The 18,995-nt window shown below is 62.2% G+C and carries 17 protein-coding genes; 7 read left to right on the top strand and 10 right to left on the bottom strand.

What is annotated here, in order from left to right:
* Positions 1-16: 16 nt before the first annotated feature.
* The 3 genes from FV139_RS19445 to FV139_RS19435 are packed head-to-tail and all read left to right on the top strand — an operon-like array spanning position 17 to position 4,154.
* Positions 17-2,221: a GumC family protein gene (locus tag FV139_RS19445; protein WP_148070152.1), complete on the top strand. Its 2,205-nt coding sequence runs from the start codon at positions 17-19 to the stop codon at positions 2,219-2,221.
* On the top strand, positions 2,218-3,270 hold the full coding sequence (locus FV139_RS21100) for a tyrosine-protein phosphatase (RefSeq protein ID WP_187276654.1): 1,053 nt from the start codon (positions 2,218-2,220) through the stop codon (positions 3,268-3,270). The genes FV139_RS19445 and FV139_RS21100 overlap by 4 nt, the downstream gene beginning before the upstream one ends.
* A 20-nt stretch (positions 3,271-3,290) precedes the next feature.
* Positions 3,291-4,154, top strand: coding sequence for a hypothetical protein (locus FV139_RS19435; protein WP_148070151.1), 864 nt, complete (start codon positions 3,291-3,293; stop codon positions 4,152-4,154).
* A gap of 45 nt (positions 4,155-4,199) precedes the next feature.
* On the opposite strand, the gene FV139_RS19430 is transcribed toward FV139_RS19435, so the two are convergent.
* From FV139_RS19430 to FV139_RS19390, 9 genes are read right to left on the bottom strand one after another with little or no spacing between them, the layout of a single operon-like run.
* Entirely contained in the window at positions 4,200-5,510 is a 1,311-nt protein-coding gene (locus FV139_RS19430) for an MATE family efflux transporter (RefSeq protein ID WP_148070150.1), read from the bottom strand.
* Positions 5,511-5,516: 6 nt separating this feature from the next.
* Positions 5,517-6,440 carry a sulfotransferase family protein gene (locus FV139_RS19425; RefSeq protein WP_148070149.1) on the bottom strand — a complete coding sequence of 308 codons (924 nt, stop codon included), beginning with the start codon at positions 6,438-6,440 and terminating at the stop codon, positions 5,517-5,519.
* 1 nt (position 6,441) lies between these two features.
* Positions 6,442-6,918, bottom strand: coding sequence for a glycosyltransferase (locus FV139_RS19420; RefSeq protein WP_148070148.1), 477 nt, complete (start codon positions 6,916-6,918; stop codon positions 6,442-6,444).
* Positions 6,915-7,406: a glycosyltransferase family protein gene (locus FV139_RS19415; protein ID WP_187276653.1), complete on the bottom strand. Its 492-nt coding sequence runs from the start codon at positions 7,404-7,406 to the stop codon at positions 6,915-6,917. Before FV139_RS19415 ends, FV139_RS19420 begins: the two co-directional genes overlap by 4 nt.
* Positions 7,393-8,460 (bottom strand): glycosyltransferase family 4 protein, encoded by a 1,068-nt coding sequence (locus FV139_RS19410; protein ID WP_148070146.1) that lies wholly within the window; start codon positions 8,458-8,460, stop codon positions 7,393-7,395. Before FV139_RS19410 ends, FV139_RS19415 begins: the two co-directional genes overlap by 14 nt.
* Positions 8,450-9,352 carry a sulfotransferase family protein gene (locus FV139_RS19405; protein WP_187276652.1) on the bottom strand — a complete coding sequence of 301 codons (903 nt, stop codon included), beginning with the start codon at positions 9,350-9,352 and terminating at the stop codon, positions 8,450-8,452. The genes FV139_RS19410 and FV139_RS19405 overlap by 11 nt, the downstream gene beginning before the upstream one ends.
* On the bottom strand, positions 9,349-9,825 hold the full coding sequence (locus FV139_RS19400) for a serine O-acetyltransferase (protein ID WP_148070145.1): 477 nt from the start codon (positions 9,823-9,825) through the stop codon (positions 9,349-9,351). Before FV139_RS19400 ends, FV139_RS19405 begins: the two co-directional genes overlap by 4 nt.
* 2 nt (positions 9,826-9,827) lie before the next feature.
* Complete coding sequence (locus FV139_RS19395; protein ID WP_148070144.1) at positions 9,828-11,057, bottom strand: hypothetical protein; 1,230 nt, start codon at positions 11,055-11,057, stop codon at positions 9,828-9,830.
* A 20-nt stretch (positions 11,058-11,077) separates the two neighbouring features.
* Positions 11,078-12,580, bottom strand: a complete 1,503-nt coding sequence (locus tag FV139_RS19390; protein WP_187276651.1) for an undecaprenyl-phosphate glucose phosphotransferase — start codon at positions 12,578-12,580, stop codon at positions 11,078-11,080.
* 344 nt (positions 12,581-12,924) lie between these two features.
* Between FV139_RS19390 and FV139_RS19385 the strand changes: the two genes are divergently transcribed.
* The 4 genes from FV139_RS19385 (at position 12,925) to FV139_RS19370 (ending at position 17,742) form a co-directional block, all read left to right on the top strand.
* Positions 12,925-13,254 (top strand): hypothetical protein, encoded by a 330-nt coding sequence (locus FV139_RS19385; protein WP_148070142.1) that lies wholly within the window; start codon positions 12,925-12,927, stop codon positions 13,252-13,254.
* A gap of 109 nt (positions 13,255-13,363) precedes the next feature.
* Positions 13,364-14,767: an O-antigen ligase family protein gene (locus FV139_RS19380; protein WP_187276650.1), complete on the top strand. Its 1,404-nt coding sequence runs from the start codon at positions 13,364-13,366 to the stop codon at positions 14,765-14,767.
* Between the two features lie 195 nt (positions 14,768-14,962).
* A complete protein-coding gene (locus tag FV139_RS19375) occupies positions 14,963-16,075 on the top strand; it encodes a helix-turn-helix transcriptional regulator (protein WP_187276649.1) in 1,113 nt (370 codons plus the stop codon).
* A gap of 527 nt (positions 16,076-16,602) precedes the next feature.
* Positions 16,603-17,742 carry a helix-turn-helix transcriptional regulator gene (locus FV139_RS19370; RefSeq protein WP_148070139.1) on the top strand — a complete coding sequence of 380 codons (1,140 nt, stop codon included), beginning with the start codon at positions 16,603-16,605 and terminating at the stop codon, positions 17,740-17,742.
* A gap of 74 nt (positions 17,743-17,816) precedes the next feature.
* On the opposite strand, the gene fadA is transcribed toward FV139_RS19370, so the two are convergent.
* Positions 17,817-18,992: an acetyl-CoA C-acyltransferase FadA gene (gene fadA, locus FV139_RS19365; protein ID WP_148070138.1), complete on the bottom strand. Its 1,176-nt coding sequence runs from the start codon at positions 18,990-18,992 to the stop codon at positions 17,817-17,819.
* Positions 18,993-18,995 lie beyond the last annotated feature (3 nt).

Raw genomic sequence — 18,995 nt, 5'->3', positions numbered from 1 at the left:
ACCGGATTGGATCGACATGAATGACCTGCGAGAAATAGCCGCGCTGCCAGTTCGTGGCGGGTGGAGCCGTGAAGACGACTTCGACTTCCGTCACTACATCGACGTGGTCGATCGCAAGAAGTGGGCGATTCTGGGCCTGGCGGGTATCGTCAGCCTGATCACCCTGCTGGTGACCCTGGCGATCACCCCCGTGTACCAGGCTTCGGCCACCCTGTTGATCGAGTCCAAAAGCACCAACCTGGTGTCCATCGAGGAGGTTTACGGCTTCGACACGGGTGCCAGGCAGTACTACGAAACCCAGTTTGAAATTCTCAAGTCGCGGCCGTTGGCGGAGCGGGTCATTCGCCGTCTCTCCCTGACGGAGAACCCGGTCTTTGCACCGCAGGCGGTGGAGGGTGAGGAGCCCGGCGGGCTCGGTCGCTGGCTGCCGTTTCTCGGCGGATCTTCCACGGCCGCGGTGGAAGTGGACCCGGTTTATGAACTCACCACACCCTATCTGAAAAACCTCATTATCGATCCGGTGAAGGATACGCAGCTGGTGCATGTGCGTTTCGAGTCCACCGATCCCGCGCTGGCCGAAGGCGTCGCCAACGCTCACGCGGAGGCCTATATCGACAGTATGCTCGATGCGCGGATGGAAGTGACCGAGCGCGCGGAGTCCTGGATGCGTCGCCGGCTGGACGAATTGCGCGACAATCTCCAGTTGTCGGAGGAGCGCCTGCAGGCGTTCCGGGAACAGGAGCAGCTGGTGGATGTGGACGGCCTGCAATCCTTGCCCGCCAAGGAAATCGACGAGCTGACCAGCCGGCTGATTGAAGTGCGGCGCCAGGTCTCCCAGTCCAAGACCGCTTACATGCAGGTGCAGCAACTGCGCGATGCCGCAGTATCGGTGAGTGAACTGAGTTCCCTGCCGGGGGTGCTCAACGACTCCCTGGTGCAGACTTTCCGCCAGGCCACCGCCGAGGCCGAGATACAGGTGGCCGAGTTGGCCAAGCGCTACGGGCCCCGTCACCCCAAGATGATTGCGGCAGAGTCCGAGCTGGCGGCGGCCAACGAAAGCCTGGCCCGGCATATTGGCAGCGTCGCGGACAGCATTCGCACGCGTTACGAAGAAGCCCAGCAGGAAGAAGCGGCGATCACCGAGGCCCTCGACCAGGCCAAGGGGCGCTATCACGTGGTCGGCCGCAAGGGCTCCGAACTGCGCGCCCTGCAGCAGGAAGTGGAGAGTAACCGCCAGCTGTATGACATGTTTTACAACCGGGTGAAGGAGACGTCGCAGACCGATGACATGCAGCCGGTCAATGCCCGCATCATCAGCGATGCCATAATCCCGGCGGACCCGGTCAAGCCAAACAAGCGCCTGTTCGTGGCACTGGCGTTCTTCCTGAGCCTTGCCCTGGGTGTAGTGGCGGCCTTCCTGCTGGATGCTCTGGACAACACCATCAAGAGTGCCGAGGACGTCGAGGAAAAACTCGATCAGTCCCTGCTGGGTATGCTGCCCCTGGTGGATATACCGGAAGGCCGGGAGGGAGTGCCGCTGTTTGTCGATGGCGACCAGAACGGCTACGCGGAGGCGGTGCGCACGGTTCGTACTGGTATAGCCCTGTCCAGCCTGGATGAGCCCTATCGGACCATCATGGTGACCTCTTCGGTGGCCAATGAGGGCAAGACGACGACCTCCATCAACCTGGCACTGGCCTTCTCGAAGATGGAGCGGGTACTGCTGGTGGATGCCGATATGCGGCGCCCGAGCGTGGCCAGGGAACTGGCATTGCCGCGGGCACGGGCAGGCCTGGCCGAACTGGTGGCGGGCAAGGCCCGCCTGGAAGAGGCTATCGTCAGTATGGCGGGCCAGAACGTGGACGTGATCGGTGCCGGTGTGGTGCCGCCCAACCCCCTGGAGCTGTTGTCCTCCAGGCGCCTGCGGGAACTGTTGTCCGCTCTCGGTGAACGCTACGACCGGGTTATCATCGATTGCCCGCCGGTGCTGCCGGTGAGCGATGCCCGGGTTATTGCCACCCATGTGGACTCCGTTGTTTACGTGGTCAAGGCCGATGCCACCTCCGCTCACAAGGTGACGATCGGTCTCGGACATCTCACCCAGACCCGCGCGCCGATCACCGGTGTGGTGTTGAACCGCCTGGACGTCAAGAAGGCAGAAAAATACGGGGATTATGGCTACGGGGGATACTATGAATCCTACGACTCCCAGCCCGCATGATTGATCTGCACTGCCACTTCCTGCCCGGCATCGACGACGGCGCTGCCAACCTCGATGAAGCGCTGGCGCTGGCACGCGCATCGGTAGATAACGGTGTGCGCTGCGCGATCATGACGCCGCACCTGCATCCGGGCCGCTGGGAAAACTTCGCCGACGAGATCGCCCGCCATACCCAGCGGTTTCGCGCTGCGCTGGCCGAAGCCGATATTCCCCTGAAAGTCGGGTTTGCTGCGGAAGTTCGTCTGTCGCCGGAAATCCCCGGGATGATCGAGCAGGGCCGTGTGCCCTTTCTCGGTGAAATGGGTGGTTACAGGATCATGCTGCTGGAATTTCCCCATGGCCACATTCCGCTGGGTGCCGACAAACTGGTAGCGAGGCTGCTGAAGATGAGGGTGCGGCCTGTTATCGCTCACCCCGAGCGCAACAAGGACGTGATGCGCGACCCCGGAAAACTCGCACCCTTTATCGATATGGGCTGTATCCTCCAGCTCACCGCGGCATCGGTGTGTGGCCGCTTCGGCGAGCGCGCCCAGCGCACGGCGCTAAGCCTGCTGGAAACGGATGCCGACAAGCTGCTGGCCAGCGACGCGCACAATGTGTCGGCGCGGCCGCCGCTGATGCGCGAGGGGATGGCCGCGGCGGCCCAGGTGGTCGGCGATGAGGCGGCGGGTGTCATGGCCCACTCCCTGCCGCTGCGGATTGTCGCCAGCCAGTTCCGCAAGCCCGTCCCTTCAGCGCCGGCAACCCCGGCCAATAGACCCGCGTCACTGGAAACGCTGCTGGTGAACCTGATCGATGAACGCCTGCAGCGCCAGCTGGGTGGAGCGGCTGCGAATTCGGATTCCCGGTCGGGTGAAGAACTGGCGCGGCAGTACCACCGGGAACTGGTCAGGTTGCTCGATGGGCAGGTGACACGCTGGGTACAGCGGGAGTTGCGCCGCGCCACGGCCCGGACCGGCCCGCAGGAACCGATTTCTGGCCCGCTGGAACTGTCTCCTGGCTCGCTGGAGGCCCCGGCGAACCGGGACCGATCACCTATTAACAAGTAAACGACAGACGGCCCCAAGGTATGACGACATTGAAAACAGCGGCGGGACGCGGCGCAGCGGTCGGCGCGATCCTCGGGCTGACCTGGGCCGGGGCGCTGGTCGTGCGGGAGGCGGCCGCCGCGATTTACGCTGTACCGGCCCTGCAGTTGATGGAACAGTGGCAGGAGGATCGGGTGGCGGCCCAGGCTGTCGCCATGGCCGAAGCCGCCCGGGCAAGTATGGCTGCAGGTCATTCCGCGGAGGATGGCGCGGAATTATCTGTGTCTCCGGAAGAGGTTCCTTTTTCACCTGATCCACGCGACTGGGATACAGCCCGCGCGGCTCTGGAAAAAGCACTCGCACTGGCGCCGGGCAATCCGGAGTTGCACGCCAATCGCGGCCGCCTCTACCAGTTCCGTTTCGAGGACCGAAGCCTGCCCCTGGACGATATACGTCGCGGCGCCGAGCAGGCTCTTGCCTCCTTCGAGCAGGCCGCCAGCCTGCGCCCTACCTGGCCGTACCACTGGTGGGATATCGCACGCACGGAGTACGTGTTGCAACGCACCTACCAGCCGGAATTCTACCGGGCGCTGGACAATGTGACGCGATTCGGGCCCTGGCTGGAGGATGTGCAGCTGTTCGCGGCGGACCTTGCGCTGGAGCACTGGGGAGATCTGCAAGCGGAGTCCCGGACGCTGGCCCTGGCCAATATCGATCGTGCACTCGGCCGCAATCCGGAGATCGCATCCAGCATGGTGGCGTCTTACCAGGCCTGGGACCCGGTCTGTGAAGCCAGCCGCCAGGCGAGCGGGGATTACCTGCAGATTGCACAGTACTGCGTGTTAGCCACGCAGCGCACATTCACGCCGGACGGTAGCGATGACCTGAATACGGTGGGGCGCTGACTTCGAATCTGACATTTTTCGCCAACGTTAACCGACTTCCCGGCCTCAGGCCATCCCGGGCGCCAGGCGGAAGCCGAGGTTTTTCCGCACCTGCCAGAGCCCCAGCAGATTGACCACCGACAGCGCGACAGCCGCTGCAATGGCGGCCCCCATGGCGCCGTGGCGGGGTGTCAGCAGGGCATTGAGCGCCAGGGCCGTCACAGCGGCGATCAGGGTGTTGTTGCGCACTTCCCGGTAGTGGCCGGACATCTGTAGCAGGTAACCTACGGGGCCGGTCACCACGTTGACGAACTGGCCGAGTGCCAACACTATCAGCACCGCAGCCCCGGCACTGTAGGTGGTGCCAAAGATGGCGAGTATCCACTGGGGAAACAGCAGCATGAGCAGCAGCAGCGGTGTCGCCATGGCCAGCATCATTCTTACCGACAGGCGTGACAGGGCTTCCAGCTCCGCCAGCTTGCCATCGTGATAGAGCACGGCGAAGCGTGGCGCCACGACACTGTTGACCGCCACCAGCACAAAACTGGTGACCATGGCGACCCGTTGGGCGATGGTGTAGACCGCTACGTCGGCCGGTTCTGCCCAGACCCCGAGTAGCAGCTGGCTGCTCCACACCATCACCAGCTGGGTCAGCGCCACCATATACAGCGGTGCCGATTCCCTGATCAGCGGCAGCGCTTCATTCGCGCGGGCGCTGGCCGGGCGCAGGGCGACCCGGCGACCGGTGGCTACCAGGGTGTACAGCATCATCAGGGCGCAACCGCCCACGTAGCAGGTCCCCAACAGGGTGGCCGATGGGGCCATGCCCGCGGCCTGGACCGCGACTACCAGCAGCAACGAGGCGATGGACACCTGGCCGAGATTGAGGCTGATGATGTGCAGCGGTACCCGACCCAGTCCCTGGTTGATGTAGCTGGTCAGCAGGCACAAGGCATAGAAGGGCGTGGCCAGTGCCATAATGGCTACCATTGGCGCCATGCCCGGGTTGGAAAACAGCGTGGCCGACAGCGGCCCGGCGCTCCAGTGCAGTAAGGCCGCCAGTCCCAGGCCTGCCAACAGGGTGGCCAGCAGTGCACTGCTGCACAGGCGTGAGAGGCTGGCGTGGTCCTGCTGGCTCACCAGCACCGAGACACGCCGCACCAGTACGTTATCCATGCCGAAGCGTGCCACCTGGCTGGTGATGAGAACGAGGGTGACGCAGAGAAAGAACTCGCCGGCGATACCCGGCTGGTAGTGGTGCACTACCAGCAGGTTAAAGCCCAGCATGCACACCGAGGACAGCACCTTCAGCGCCATCGCCAGGGCGCTCCTGGAGAGAAGGTCCCGATTGCCGATACGTTGCCAGAGACTGATCACGGGCAACTACAGGTAGACGCGGCGAAAACGCAGCAGGGACTTGTAGGCGGGGCTGTTATAGGCCCAGGCGCGCGGCAGAAAGCGGGGCGAGACGCCCTCGGGCACGCGGTCATAACCGAACAGGTCGCGATAGTGCCGGGTCATGGCGCTGACCAGTTTGTGCTGCCGTGTGTCCTCCTCCCGCTGCCAGAGGTAGGCCTTGCCGGGGTCGATGTCTCCCGCGGCTTCCGCTTTCCACTCCGCCTCCCAGTCGGGTACAGCAGTGCTTTGCTTGTCCTCGTCCAGGCGATAGGGGATGTCGAGAAACTGGCACAACTTGCGCAGTTGCAGGTGCTGCTCGGTTACCAGATCCTCGAAGCGCAGCAGGTGAACCCGGCCGGGGAATTGCCGGTGGAGTCGGATGAAGGCGTCGTTGTACATATTCCAGGCGGCGCAGTGTTTGGCGACGTTGGAGTGAATCCAGTCCACCTTGAGGTTCGAGTTCACTACGTCCCGGGGGTCCTTTACCAGGTAGATGAACGAGGCTTCCGGATAGCAGGCCAGGATCTGGCGCGTATAGAGGATGTGCCCCGGGGACTTCTCCAGCAGGCGGGCCGGTGACGCCAGGCCCGCCGATGCAGCGTGCATGGCAAGGAAGCCGTGCAGGAAGCGATCGCGATCAAAGCCGCTGCTGCGTACTGCTTCGAGCATCTCCTCGTCGCTCAGCCCAAAGTCACGCAGACGTGAGTCCTCGAGCAGGACGGCCAGGAACTGGCGTCCCGAGCGGGCTTTTTTCAGGCGCTTGTAGGCTGAGCGGAAATACTGGCTCTCCGGACCGACGACAACGCTGTGCAGCCGGTTGAGCTGGTTTGCCAGCAAGGTGGTTCCGGAACGCGGGTAACCGGTGATGAAAGTGATCGGCGGCGGTACTTCAATGTTTGATGCGGTCATGTCAGGCAAGCAACCTCTTTACGGCATTCAGGGTACTTTCCGGGGCAAAGGGCGGGAGAGCGGTCTGGGTGGATTCGGTGCTGCGAACGTATTCCACGGCGGCCTCCAGTTCCTGCACTGTGGCGAAGGGGTAGCACCCCGGTATTGAGGCGAAGTAGCGCAATGTCTGTTCCTGGTGGTCGTCACGGTGTTCGCCGTGACGTGCAAGGCGCGGCATCATCAGAATGGGTTTGCCGAGTTCCAGTGCGGTAAAGATGGATCCGATTCCCACATGGCCAATGATCAGCTCGGCTTGCTCGCAGTACTGGCGGGCTTCGGCGGCGCTCAGGAACGGGGTGTGGCTGAAGTGCCTGGGCCGGTAGCTGCCAGCGCCGACCTGGCCGAAGATGTCCAGTTCCGGGCGGGAGGCGCACCAACGGTCTACCAGCTCCACCAGGCGGTCGAAGGGTAACTGGGTGCCCACCGTCAGGAAAATCATGCTGTTGCCCCTGGCGCCAGGGGCATGATGCTGCCGAGATACTTGACGCCCCGGGCCTGGCCCAGGTGCTGCCACTGGGTGTAGCAGTGCGGGGTGAGGCGCCGGGCGATGCGTCCGGACAGGGACATTTTCTCCGGGTTGGCGATACTGTCGATCCAGATCAACCGGCAGCCCAACAGGCGAGCCCAGGCCAGCGCCAACAGGCCCGGTGCTGCGCCGGTTGAAATCACCGCGCGGGGACGTTCCCGAAACACGATGCGGGCGGTCTGGCAGGCCGTCTGTAACAGCCGCAGCTTCTGGCTGGCGTTGCTGTCGGTGAGGCAGTAGTAGCGCATGGCCTCTATCCCCGGCGGGGCCTGGGAGGCGGTGGAAGCCAGCACCAGCTGATGGCCTTCGAAGGCCGGCGCCAGGCGCAGCAACTCAATCAGGTGACCACCACCGGAGCACACGGCCAGTAACTTGCGCGGGGCTTGCTCAGGCGAGCTCATGATAGAGCTTCCTGATCTGGGGCACGATGGAATTCGGGGTAAACCGCTCGTAGTAACTGCTCCGCCCCTGACGGCCGAGCTCACCGCGGATCTCCGCATCCGCCGCCCTGCCGAGCAACTCTACCAGGGTGGCGACATCGCCGGGGCGATGCAGCAGGCCGTTCTCTCCCGAGGCGATAATCTCCGGGATGCCGCCGACAGTGGAGGACACCACGCATTTGCCGAGGCTCATCGCCTCCAGGATCGCCATGGGCAGGCCCTCGTGGTAGGAGGGCAGCACCAGCACGTCGGCGCTGCCCAGCATCGCGTACTTGTCGTCGCCGGAAATCCAGCCGACAAACGTGACCTTGTCGGCCACGCCGCATTTACGTGCCAGCGCGCTGGCGGCCTCGATCTCGCCGCTGCCGCACACAATCAGCTCAACATTGTCCTGGACCCGACACAACTCGGCAAAGGCCGGCAGCAGGTCGTAGATACCCTTGCGCTGGCCAACTTCCCCCATGTAGACGTAGCGCACCGTCCCGGGCGTATTCCGGTGCTGCAGCAGCGACCCGGACAGTGCAATTTCGGGAACGGGCTCCACGTAGTTGTAAATCAACTGGGAGCGAATGGTGCTATCGATCTCTGCGACCGTGTCCTGCCAGCGACGGGACAACACCACGACCACGTCGGCCGCCAGCAGGGTGCGCCGCATCAGCCATTTCACCAACGTCGAGGCGGTTTCGTGGTACTGGTCGAACTCGGAGCCGTGCAGGTGCAGGATGACCCGGGCGCGGCTCAGCTTGAGCAGGAACAGGATGATCGACTTGCGATAGAAGCTGCCCTTCATCGCCATGTGGAGGTGGTACAGCCGGTGCCCGCGCAGGCGCAACCACAGCAGTTGCACCAGGCAAGAGAGAAACAACCCGCAGCGGTAGATGACGCTGCCTTCGCGGTGGGCGGCGAGCCAGTGCGCCTCGTAGCCCTCGAACACGTCACTTTGCTGGTAGTTCTCTACGACAGAGCGGATACCTCCGGGTGCCTGGGTGCTCACGGTGATAATGCTATGCGGCATGAAAGTGTCTCCACTGTAAGGGTGATGTTGCGTCAGATCCCAACAGGGCCGTGACCTGCGCCACGTCGTCGGCGTAGTAGTCCCTGAGTTGCCTCGCGGAAGTGGGGGACAGGGTGGCCTGCTCGGGAGTACCTCCGCCGTTCAGTTTGCGGTACAGGCTGACAATACGGCGTTTGGCTCTAGGGTGGCGGCGCAGCACAGGTTCCAGGGCGTGGTTCACTTTCATCCCCTGGCGGTGGAGCCAGCGATTGCGGCCCTGGAAGGTGGTGTTGGCGCGGAAGAAGTCGAAGTCCCGGAAAAAGTCGCCGTCGATCTCCAGTGCGGCGCAAAGGCGCTGCATGACGGCGGCGGGCTCCCGGTTGAGCTGGTTGAAATCGAGCAGCAATACCCGGCTGTCAAAGTGCTCGAGGTAATGTTGCAGATGACTGGCGTAGCGCCCGGCGGGCAGTACATCCATGAACCAGGGGTTGTCGAACGGAGTGTCTTTCAGCTCGATACGACCCTCGTCATAGGCCAGGCAGAGCTGTACGTAATCGTCTATTCCGAGCCAGTCCGGGATGAAAAACTTGCTGCGGTGGAAGCGGTAACTGGACTGGAAACGCTCGACCGGGTCGCGCAGGATGAACAGCAGCCGACAGTCGGGGAGGGTGGCACTGATCCGCGGTGCGACATCCCGGGCCAGGCCGAGGTAGCCCGGGGAAGCTTCCATGAGAACCTGCCCACTGTCGTTCTGGGAAAACAGTGCGCGGTACCCGTCCTCGCTGCAGTGAGGCTGGCGAAAATAGTCGGTCTCCTTGCGCAGCGATGGACGTATCTGCGGGTGCAGGGCAAAGTATTCAAAGACCGAAGTCGTTCCGGCCTTTTCCGTGCCACCTATAATAAAATAGCTCACGCCGCCACCTCTGGGATAGCGGATGCCGCCGAGGTCAGAGCGCGTGCCGGGATGCCCACCACGGTCTGGTTGGCGGGGACATCCGTCAGTACCACGCTGTTGGCGCCGATCACGGCATTGTCGCCAACACTTACCGGGCCCAGGATCTTGGCCCCGGTGGCAATATAGACGTTGTTGCCGATCACCGGCGCGCCTTCGACACCTTTGCCGCGGCCACCGAGGGTGACGCAGGTGCCGATGACACAGTCTTTGCCGATGACAGCGTCCTTGTGAATGACGACCGACATGCCCCGGTGCGAACAGTAGGTGCGCTCGCCGATCTGGCAGGACGCGGGTACCGAACAGTTGAACAGGAAGTAGTTCAGTGACTCGGCCAGTTTTCTGAGTAATCCGATACGGGCGGGCAGGCCCCGGCGGTACCAGCGATACAGGCTGATGGCGTTGAGATAACGTTGCGGGCGCTGATAGGCCAAGGTCAGGTTCTCCCTGCCGTGAGTGAATGGGAAGTGAGAGACGGTGCCGCCAGCGAAGCCGAATAGTGGCGGCGCGCAGCAAAGGCGATATACGCCAGGGCCACTGCGACCAGGTACCCGGGTAGCAGGCGGTAGATGATCCCGTTGCTGAACAGGCCGGTGGCGGCGTAGCCGAGTACCAGCGCACGTCCCTGCAGATTTGGCTGGACCCGATAGAGCAGGGCGATGTTTCCCAGCAGCAGTGCCAGTCCGACCAGGCCGAGTTCGGTGATGGTTTGCAGGTAGTTGTTGTGGGAGTCCTTTTCCCCGTACCAGTTATCGACCACGATGTAATCGCTGCCAAAGCCGCGGCCGAAAATAAACTGGAGCAGATCGGCGTCTGCCAGCATCTGCAGTTTGACTCCCCACATGTTCAGGCGACCGGAGGAGATTTTGTTCCAGTCGATGAATTCAGTGGATGCCAGGGCCAGCGCGATCACGGCGACGGGTGCCAGCAGGTAAAGTGCGGTCTTTCCCGTGGCGCCGAAGCGGGACATGAAAAGTACGCCAAAATACACCGCCAGCAGGATCAACGGTGTGCGTATGGACCATCCCGCCAGCAGCATGAATACGGCAAACAGCATCAGGGCGCCCAATAGCAGGCGCCGGCCGCGGGCCTGGGTCGAATAGCAGACGGTTCCCACCACCAGTGCCACCGAAAAGATGTAGGCCGCCTTATGCAGTCCACTGAAATAGGTGGGGAGCTTGGTCAACTCGTGATTGTAGTTAGCGGGCATGAAGAAAATCCCCGCCAACCCCAGCAGGAACACCATCAGCATCATGTCCTCGGTGAGCCTGCCGGTGCGCGACAGATGGTTAGCCGAGCACAGCATTAGCGCGAAATACAGCAGCAGGGGGATCACGAAGCGGGTGTAGTAAATCACCGTGGCGCCGGGTTTGCCGAAAAAGGCACCCTGGATCAGCAGGTAGACAGTGAAGCACAGCAGCCCCGCCACACACAGGCGCGAAGCCTCGCTCAGGCGCCGGTGGTAGAGCAGGAACACCAGGCCCAGCAGGGGAAACATCAGGAAGTCGAGGGCGTAGTTCAGCGCCCCCAGGATGCCCAGTTGGATCGAGAACGAGATCAGGATTTTCAGGTACAGCAGGGCGAACAGGCAGGCGCCCAGCAGGCCGGGCTTGGTCGCCAGTAGCCTGCGCTCGGCGGGGTCCGGGACGGCGAAGAGGGTGGGCATCGTCGGTCTCTGTCCGGCCGTCAGTAAATTTCTTTGGAAAACAGGGTGAACGGTGTCTTGACCAGGATCCACAGGTCCAGCCAGAGGGACCAGCGATTGATGTAGTCGATGTCGTACTCCACCCGCCGCTGCATTTTCTCCACCTGCTCGGTCTCGCCACGGCAGCCGTTGACCTGTGCCAGCCCGGTGATACCCGGCTTGATCCGGTGGCGCACCATGTAGGACTGGATCAGTGAGGCGTAGTGCTCATTGTGTTGCAGCGCGTGCGGGCGGGGCCCGACCAGCGACATGGTGCCGCCCAGCACATTGAACAACTGCGGTAACTCGTCGATGGAAGTACGGCGAATGAACTGGCCCACCGGCGTGACCCGTGAGTCCTTGCGCTGGGCCTGGGTGACCTTGCCTTCCTCCTCCCGGTGCACATACATACTGCGGAACTTGATCACGTTGATAACGCGACCGTCGCAGCCGTGGCGTTGCTGACGGAAGAATACCGGCCCGGGTGATGTCAGTTTTACCGCGAGTGCGACGGCGATCATCAGTGGGCTGAGCAGGATCAGCGCAATACTGGCGATAACAATATCGAGCAGCGATTTGGCCAACACCAGTCCCTCACGCGCCATGGGAGTTTCCGAAAGACTGATCAGTGGTACGCCGGCCATTTCGCTGACACTGTGATTCAGCAGCTTGAGGGCAAAGATATCGGGAGCCCAGATGATATCGACATTTTTGTCAGCCAGTTTGCTGTAGATATTCTCTATCATGTCCGAGCAGGTGAGGGGCAGGGCGATATACACCCGGCGGATCTTGTGTTGCGCTATCAGTGTTTCGAGGTCCCGTGTGCATCCCAGCCAGGGCGCGAGGGCGTTGTCCCACTCGTTGCGGCCTTTCACGCTGTTGTCGATGACGCCGATGATCCGGTCCGGCAGCCAGGGATTGTCCTCGAAGCTGGTGACCAGGTGCCTGGCCAGCCAATGGGAACCGACGATCACGGTACGGATGGGTTCGCCATAGTGCAGGTGGAAGCGCTGCAGCAGCTTCACCGAGGTCAGATAGGCAATGACCTGCAGGGCGTAGGCCAGCAGGGCCCAGCCCCCCATGGCGAGACGCGAGAAATCATCGGTGGACTTGGTCATGAAGCCCAGGGTCAGGATGCCCATCAGCACGATGGCCCAGGCTTTACTGAGCTGGAGTACCCCGTGCATCAGGCCGTGGGACTGTCGGAAAACGCCCATGAGCTTGTAGACCGCCCACATGGCAAGTGCCGTAAAGCCTGCCAGCTGGGCGTAGGGCGCTGTGATCGTACCGTTGCGCCACCAGGCCAGGGCCAGCAGGCTGGCAGCGGCTACCAGCATGCAGAGGTAAACCTGGAAGCCCATAACCAGCGTGTCGTGTGGGCGAAACAGCCGCTTGACCGGAATCCTGGCGTTAGCCGTGGCGCCAGCATTGCTGGCGTTGGCCCTTGAGCCAATGTTGCTTGAGCCTATGTTGCCTGAGCCTATGTTGAAAGTCCCGATGTCCATTTCGCTGATGACCTCATGCGCGTGTGTGCGACGACAGCAAGAAATCATTGTTGCGTTTTTGGCGGGCGGCGCGTGTCCCATGTGGGACATGTCCCGGGTAATCCCGGATGACTCTCGTCGCGGTGACTCAAACGGGTGTGAGCCGGTGCGGTGAGGTTAGTGTTGTTGCGGGGCAGCTTGTTTGTAGTCCATGTGGGCTATGAAGTGCGAGTGCCACGCTGCGATTGGTTGATTAACACCCAAACGGGTGCGGATGTGTCGCCTGCGGGTTGGTCATCTACCAGGCCTTACGCCAGTATTTATCGGGCAACACCCGTTTCCATCTACAACAGGGAGGCCATCAGATGAAGAAACGTTATTTCGCCATTGCTGCGCTGCTGACGTTGCCATTCGGGCAGGCCAGTGCGGATGTGATTCCCCAGGGACAGGCATTGTCTGACCTGGAGAGGCATCCGGCCAGCTTGCCCACCGCCAGTTTCCGTGGCGGACAGTGGGAGCATGCCAGTAACCGCTTCGGGGGATTCGAACACGGATCCTGGGGCGGTGCCTGGGCTGGCAGCAACGGCAAGGGTTGCCGCAAGGTTGTGACCTGGGTAAAGGTCAAGGATCACCCCGTCTGGGGTTACCCGATCTACCGGCCCTCCGTCAAGAAGGTCTGTCCCAGCCCCCATTGATCAGTAGTGATCCACTCCGCTGCACCCCTTTTCGGGGTGTAGCGCCTTACATTGCTGCCGTGAGCCTTCCCGGCCTGGTGCCCCGCTGTCAGTCCACCTGGAGGAAACGTTGAAGGTTCAGGTGTCTTCGTCTTCGGACGCGCTGTTGTTTTACGCCTTTCTCGCGCTGCTGGTGTGGCTGCCGCTTCCACTCGGAAGTAACCGCTGGTGGTCGCTGGCGGTGTTTGAATTATGCACCCTGGCGTTGGCGCTGGGTTGGCTGGTCCAGTACCTGCGTGGACGAGTGGTTCCCGGGCCGGCCCTGGCGGGCGCGTGGCCCGCGCTGGCAATACTGCTCGGTGTGCTCGCCTGGGTGGCCTTCCAGAGTGTGGCGTTGCCGGTGTCGGTGGTAGATTCCCTGTCGCCGGTAGCCGCTGAAATACATGCCTGGGCCGGTTCGCATTCCAGCCTGTCCCTGAACACTTCTGCCACTCGCAGTGCCGCCCTCGAGACGCTGACCCTCATCCTGGTGTTCGCCCTCTGCCTGGTGCTGGTGAATACCCGGGAGCGCCTGCGTGCTTTGTCGGTGGTGTTGATTGTCAGCGGCGTGTTCCAGGCGGCCTATGGTTCCGTGATGACCCTGTCTGGCCTCGAGTACGGTTTCCTGGTGGAAAAGGAGGCCTATCGCGGTGTGGCGACGGGTACCTTCGTAAACCGCAATCACCTCGCAGGCTACCTCGAAATGTGCCTGGCGGTGGGGATCGGGCTCCTGCTCAGCGATCTCGCCCGGGACCGGGCACCGAACTGGCGGGCCAGCATGCGTCGATTCCTGCAATCGTTACTGGGGCGCAAGGGCTTGTTGCGCCTGTCGCTGGCGCTGATGGTCATCGCGCTGGTGTTGACCCGTTCGCGCATGGGGAACACGGCCTTCTTTGCCAGCCTGGCGATCACCGGGTTGCTGTTTCTCGTCGCTCGCAAGCGCCTGACCCGTTCCAGCCTGGTGTTTTTTGCCAGTTTGCTGGTGATTGACCTGCTGATTGTCGGTAACTTCTTCGGGGTCGAAAAAGTGGTCCAACGGCTGCAGGAGACCTCCGCCTCCACCGAGCACCGTGACGAAGTCGTCCAGGAGTCGCTGCAGATTGTCGCCGACTTCCCCCTGGCCGGCACCGGCGCCGGGTCTTACTACAGTACCTATCCGGGCTACGCCTCCGGTGTCGTCCCCCAGGTCTACGACCATACCCACAACGACTACGTGGAGTTCGCCAGCGAATTCGGCCTGGCGGGATTGAGCCTGCTGGCCGGCGCGGTACTCTACTGCCTCTACCTCGCCCTGCAGGCCCTGTTCCGGCGCCGTGACCCGATGATGCACGGCTGTGCTTTCGCCTGCGTGATGGGTACGGGGGCGCTGTTGATCCACTCCGCGACCGACTTCAATCTCCAGATTCCCGCCAATGCGGGCCTCTTCATGGTGGTGCTGGCGCTCGGGGTGATCAGTGCCTCGGCCCAGATTCAGCGCGCCCCGTCGTCGGCCTGATTTCGTCCGTATCCCGCCGGGTTGCGGCGCTCCTGCTGTGGCTGGTTTGTCCCGTATACCAAATGGTTCATGACCCGCCCCCCGGCCGACACTACCCTGACTCCTGTGTTCATCCAATCCACGATCGTGTGCGCGTCGCGCACGGTCACATGAGGCAGAGAGATCAGGGCCTTGTCGAGTGTAAACAACAGAGAAATGGGCCGGATTATCGGTGAAATATACGATTCGGCGATTGACGCGGCCAGCTTGCCGCAGGCCCTGGCTTCGGTGGCGAAGCTGGTGGATTCCGACTACGCGGTGGTGGCGCTGGGCGACCGCCATGACGGTGCGATTCACTACCGGGTGGGGGTGCCGGATAACGGTGATGCCTCGCCCTACTGCGACGCCCTGTGTGACGCCTCGTGGATCAACCGCGTGTTGGCGCAGGAACCGGGGCGACTTCTCACTCACTCTGCGGTACCCGGCAGTGGCAGGATTGCCCGACAGCTCAACGGCCGGCTTCGCGGTCTCGATTTCAGCAGTGGTGTTTCCGGCAACTTTTTGCTGAAAAAATCCGGCTACGGTTACATCGGTTTCTGTCGCAAACAGGGCGCCGCGGGATTTTCCGGTGAGGAGATCGCCAGCCTCGAGCTGTTGCTACCCCATGTCCGCCAGGCTTTCGAGATCAACCGTCATGTACAGGAACGCTCGGTGCTGCACGATGTGGTGCGCGAACGCTACGAACAGTTTTCCACAGGTGTCGTCCTGCTGGACCGGGAAGGCTCGGTGATTTTCAGCAACAGCTGGGCCCGTCGCCTGTTTCGCGAACCCGGTGGCATCGACCATGTGGATGGCCGGCTCCGCCTCGCTACGCCAGAGACGGACGAGCGGCTCGCCGAGTTGGTTGCCCACTGTATCCGCACGGCGCACATGAAAGGTGTGAAGAACGATGGCTACGTGTCGGTGTCGCGTGCCGAACACGACAAGGCACCGCTGTCGATCAGCGTGAGCAGTTATGCCAGCCCGGTGGATGCCCGCACCCTGTTGCCGGGAACCAGTTGCGTAATGCTGCTGCTGTACGATGTCGAGCGGCGCAATACCACCCGCCGTTACATCCTCGAACAGCTGTATCGCCTGACTCCTTGCGAGGCGGTTCTGGCAACTGGTCTCGCCGCTGGCAAGACCATCAACGAGCTCGCCGTATCCCAGGACGTCAGCAGGGAAACCTTGCGTTCACAGCTCAAGCGCGTGTTCCTCAAGACCAATACCAACCGCCAGTCGGACCTGGTCAAGCTGGTCCTGACGGGCCCGGGTAACCTGCTGGTCTGAGGCCCCGGTAGCGGTCACCGGGAGGGTTAGCTTTCGCTCGCCTTTTAGCGTGGTAAAAGGGTCGTTTTCTGCAGTTTCACCCGTTCGGGTGAGCGCGAATCCGCCTGCTTTTCGCTCAACGGCACTGCTGATGCAACAGTGAATTTCCCCTTTTTCCGCTGTCTTCCGTTATCCATGCGAACGGCGCTATCTGCTGGCGATTGGCTTTAAGCCCTTTATTTATAGGCTCGGAGGCACAAGGGCCGTATTCGAGGGCCGCGGCCGGTACGCAGTCAGGTGGCGCTCAACCCGGCAAGCCAGGGCATGGCATCTGGACTTGCACGATCAGTTGAGGGAATTATTCCAAACATTCAAAAATAAAAAAAACAACTTACACCACGGAATTTATGGACTTAAATTAGTCAAAAATGTGAAGTAGAGCACATATAAAGTGCCGCGCCTCAGCGAGACCATTGCTGATTTTGCCGAAACATAAGGAGCAGGCTGATTGCCTGCTTCGGTATATTGCGTTTCAGGGGAGCCGCACGATGAATTTGCAGTATGTAAAACTGATTGAAACCTTGTATGAGTCCACGATCGACCCCGACAGGATCAGCACTTTTCTGGAGAAAATGTCCGAACTCACCGAGAGCGCTGTCGGTGGCATTTACTGCCGCGACGAGAGCGCCAGAAACCGCGGTTTCCTGTCGAGCTACGGGATCCCGGCGGGGGAACTGACCGTCCGGGAACGCGATGCAGAATTTCACCGGGAGGTAGGGCGCCACATGACCCCGCCGCCGCGCTCGGGCAGTATCTCCTATACCCAGGACCTGCTGCCGGGCAAGCGCCTGCACAACGAAAAGCTCTACAGTCACTTCCTGCAGCCGCAAGGGCTGGAACAGGCCAGTTGCCTGTACATCGAACACGGCGAGCGACACTGCCTGACCGCCTCCTTCATGCGTCAGTCGGGCGACGGTCACTACCGTGAAAAGGACAAGATCCTGTTCAGCCGGATTATGCCGCACCTGCAGCGCAGCTTCCGCCTCAAGCGGCATACCGCGAGCCTGCCGACGGGGTTCGCGCCCGCCTGGGAAATGCTCGACCTGCTGCCTTACGGGGTAGTGGTGTTCAGCAGCCGGCACGAGGTGATCTACCTCAATCCGCAGGCCGAGAAAATGACCTTCGACAACGACGGACTGGCACTGCATACCAGTCACTTGAGCGCCCATCGCAGCGCAGAGAACCAGAAGTTACGCAGCCTGTTGCGCCATACCATCGACTCCACCGGCGATACCGCCGAGCCCCTGGCAGGCGGCGACCTGCTGGTGTCCCGGCCCTCGGGCAAGCGGGCCTACAGCCTGATGATCCACCCGCTTACACCCAGTGCCTACGATGGTGACGACTATCCGGCTGCCATCGTGATCCTGCAGGACCATGAGCAGGTCTGTGAAGCGCAGCTGGCGCGCATGCGCGCCCTGTACGACCTGACGGCAGCGGAGTCCCGGGTGGCCAACGAAATCATGCAGGGGCGATCACTGGAAGCCTGCGCCGAGCACCTCGGGCACTCGGTGTCGACCTCGCGCAACCTGCTCAAGCGCGTCTTTGCCAAAACCGGCACCGGGCGCCAGAACGAGCTGGTGAGCCTGTTGCTGCGCTCGCCCCTGGGGCTGCGAAACGAAGCATCGTAGTAGAGGAACTGGTAGGAAAGCGGTGGGGCCAGCCGGCCCGGGGGGCCGGCTGGAGAGGGTTTTTACAGAGAGTCCTAGACCCGCTCGATCACGGTGGTAATACCCTGGCCGAGACCGATGCACATGGTCGATACGCCGAGGGTCAGGTCGCGGTCCTGCATCACGGTCAGCAGCGAGCCGGTGATGCGGGTGCCGGAACAGCCGAAGGGGTGGCCCAGGGCGATAGCGCCGCCGTGGACGTTGACCTTGTCTTCCATGTCGTCCAGCAGTTCCAGGTCTTTCAGTACCGGCAATGCCTGGGCGGCAAAGGCCTCGTTCAGCTCGACCATCTCGATGTCCTTGATGGTCAGGCCGAGGTTTTTCAGCGCCTTCTGGGTAGAGGGCACAGGGCCATAGCCCATGATGGACGGGTCCACGCCGGCCAGCGTCATGCCCTTCACTTTTGCGATCGGGGTCAGTCCCAGGGCCTGGGCCTTCTCGGCAGACATCATCAGCATGGCGGAGGCGCCATCGGAGATCTGCGACGAAGTGCCGGCGGTCACAGTGCCGCCTTTCGGGTTGAAAGACGGGGTTAGTGCCGCCAGGCCTTCCAGGGTGGTTTCCGGGCGGATGGTCTCGTCCTCGGTGACCAGGGTGAGGGCACCGTTGGCGTCGTGACCTTCAACACCGATGATTTCCCTCGCGAACTTGCCTTCCACCGTAGCCTTGTGGGCCAGCATGTGGGAGCGCAGGCCCATCTTGTCCTGGGCTTCCCGGCCGATGCCGTGCAGCAGGGCGAGGTACTCGGCGGTCATGCCCATCATGCCCGCCGCCTTGGCCACGTTCAGGCCCATGCGCGGGTTGATGTCGACGTCGCCCATCATCGGGATGTGTCCCATGTGCTCCACGCCACCGACCAGATAGACGTCACCGACGCCGGCCTGGATGTTGGCGGCGGCGGTGTGCAGGGCGCTCATGGAGGAGCCGCACAGGCGGTTCACGGTCTGGGCGGGAATGGTGAAGGGCAGGTCGGCACGCAGTACCAGCAGGCGCGCCAGGTTCATGCCCTGCTCACCGCGCTGCAGCACGCAGCCCCAGATCAGGTCGTCGATCTCGGCGGGGTCCAGTTTGTCGTTGCGTGCCAGCAGGCCCTTGATCACGGCCACGGACAGGTCGTCGGCACGGACGTTGCGGAAGCAGCCGTTCTTGGAACGGCCCATGGCGCTGCGGGCGTAGTCGACGATAACAGCGTCTCTCGGATTCAGACTCACAAT

The sequence above is a fragment of the Parahaliea maris genome, from assembly GCF_008064665.1.
Classification (GTDB): Bacteria; Pseudomonadota; Gammaproteobacteria; order Pseudomonadales; family Halieaceae; genus Parahaliea; species Parahaliea maris.
This window is presented reverse-complemented; position numbering and strand designations above follow the sequence as displayed.

What these genes read in the sequence shown, in the direction of transcription:
- FV139_RS19370 (WP_148070139.1), top strand. Translation starts at nt 16,603, where the DNA reads ATGAATTTGCAGTATGTAAAACTGATTGAAACCTTGTATGAGTCCACG.
- FV139_RS19395 (WP_148070144.1), bottom strand. Translation starts at nt 11,057, where the DNA reads ATGCCCACCCTCTTCGCCGTCCCGGACCCCGCCGAGCGCAGGCTACTG.
- FV139_RS19385 (WP_148070142.1), top strand. Translation starts at nt 12,925, where the DNA reads ATGAAGAAACGTTATTTCGCCATTGCTGCGCTGCTGACGTTGCCATTC.
- FV139_RS19445 (WP_148070152.1), top strand. Translation starts at nt 17, where the DNA reads ATGAATGACCTGCGAGAAATAGCCGCGCTGCCAGTTCGTGGCGGGTGG.
- FV139_RS21100 (WP_187276654.1), top strand. Translation starts at nt 2,218, where the DNA reads ATGATTGATCTGCACTGCCACTTCCTGCCCGGCATCGACGACGGCGCT.
- FV139_RS19425 (WP_148070149.1), bottom strand. Translation starts at nt 6,440, where the DNA reads ATGACCGCATCAAACATTGAAGTACCGCCGCCGATCACTTTCATCACC.
- FV139_RS19420 (WP_148070148.1), bottom strand. Translation starts at nt 6,918, where the DNA reads ATGATTTTCCTGACGGTGGGCACCCAGTTACCCTTCGACCGCCTGGTG.
- FV139_RS19435 (WP_148070151.1), top strand. Translation starts at nt 3,291, where the DNA reads ATGACGACATTGAAAACAGCGGCGGGACGCGGCGCAGCGGTCGGCGCG.
- FV139_RS19410 (WP_148070146.1), bottom strand. Translation starts at nt 8,460, where the DNA reads ATGCCGCATAGCATTATCACCGTGAGCACCCAGGCACCCGGAGGTATC.
- FV139_RS19415 (WP_187276653.1), bottom strand. Translation starts at nt 7,406, where the DNA reads ATGAGCTCGCCTGAGCAAGCCCCGCGCAAGTTACTGGCCGTGTGCTCC.
- FV139_RS19375 (WP_187276649.1), top strand. Translation starts at nt 14,963, where the DNA reads ATGGGCCGGATTATCGGTGAAATATACGATTCGGCGATTGACGCGGCC.
- FV139_RS19390 (WP_187276651.1), bottom strand. Translation starts at nt 12,580, where the DNA reads ATGGACATCGGGACTTTCAACATAGGCTCAGGCAACATAGGCTCAAGC.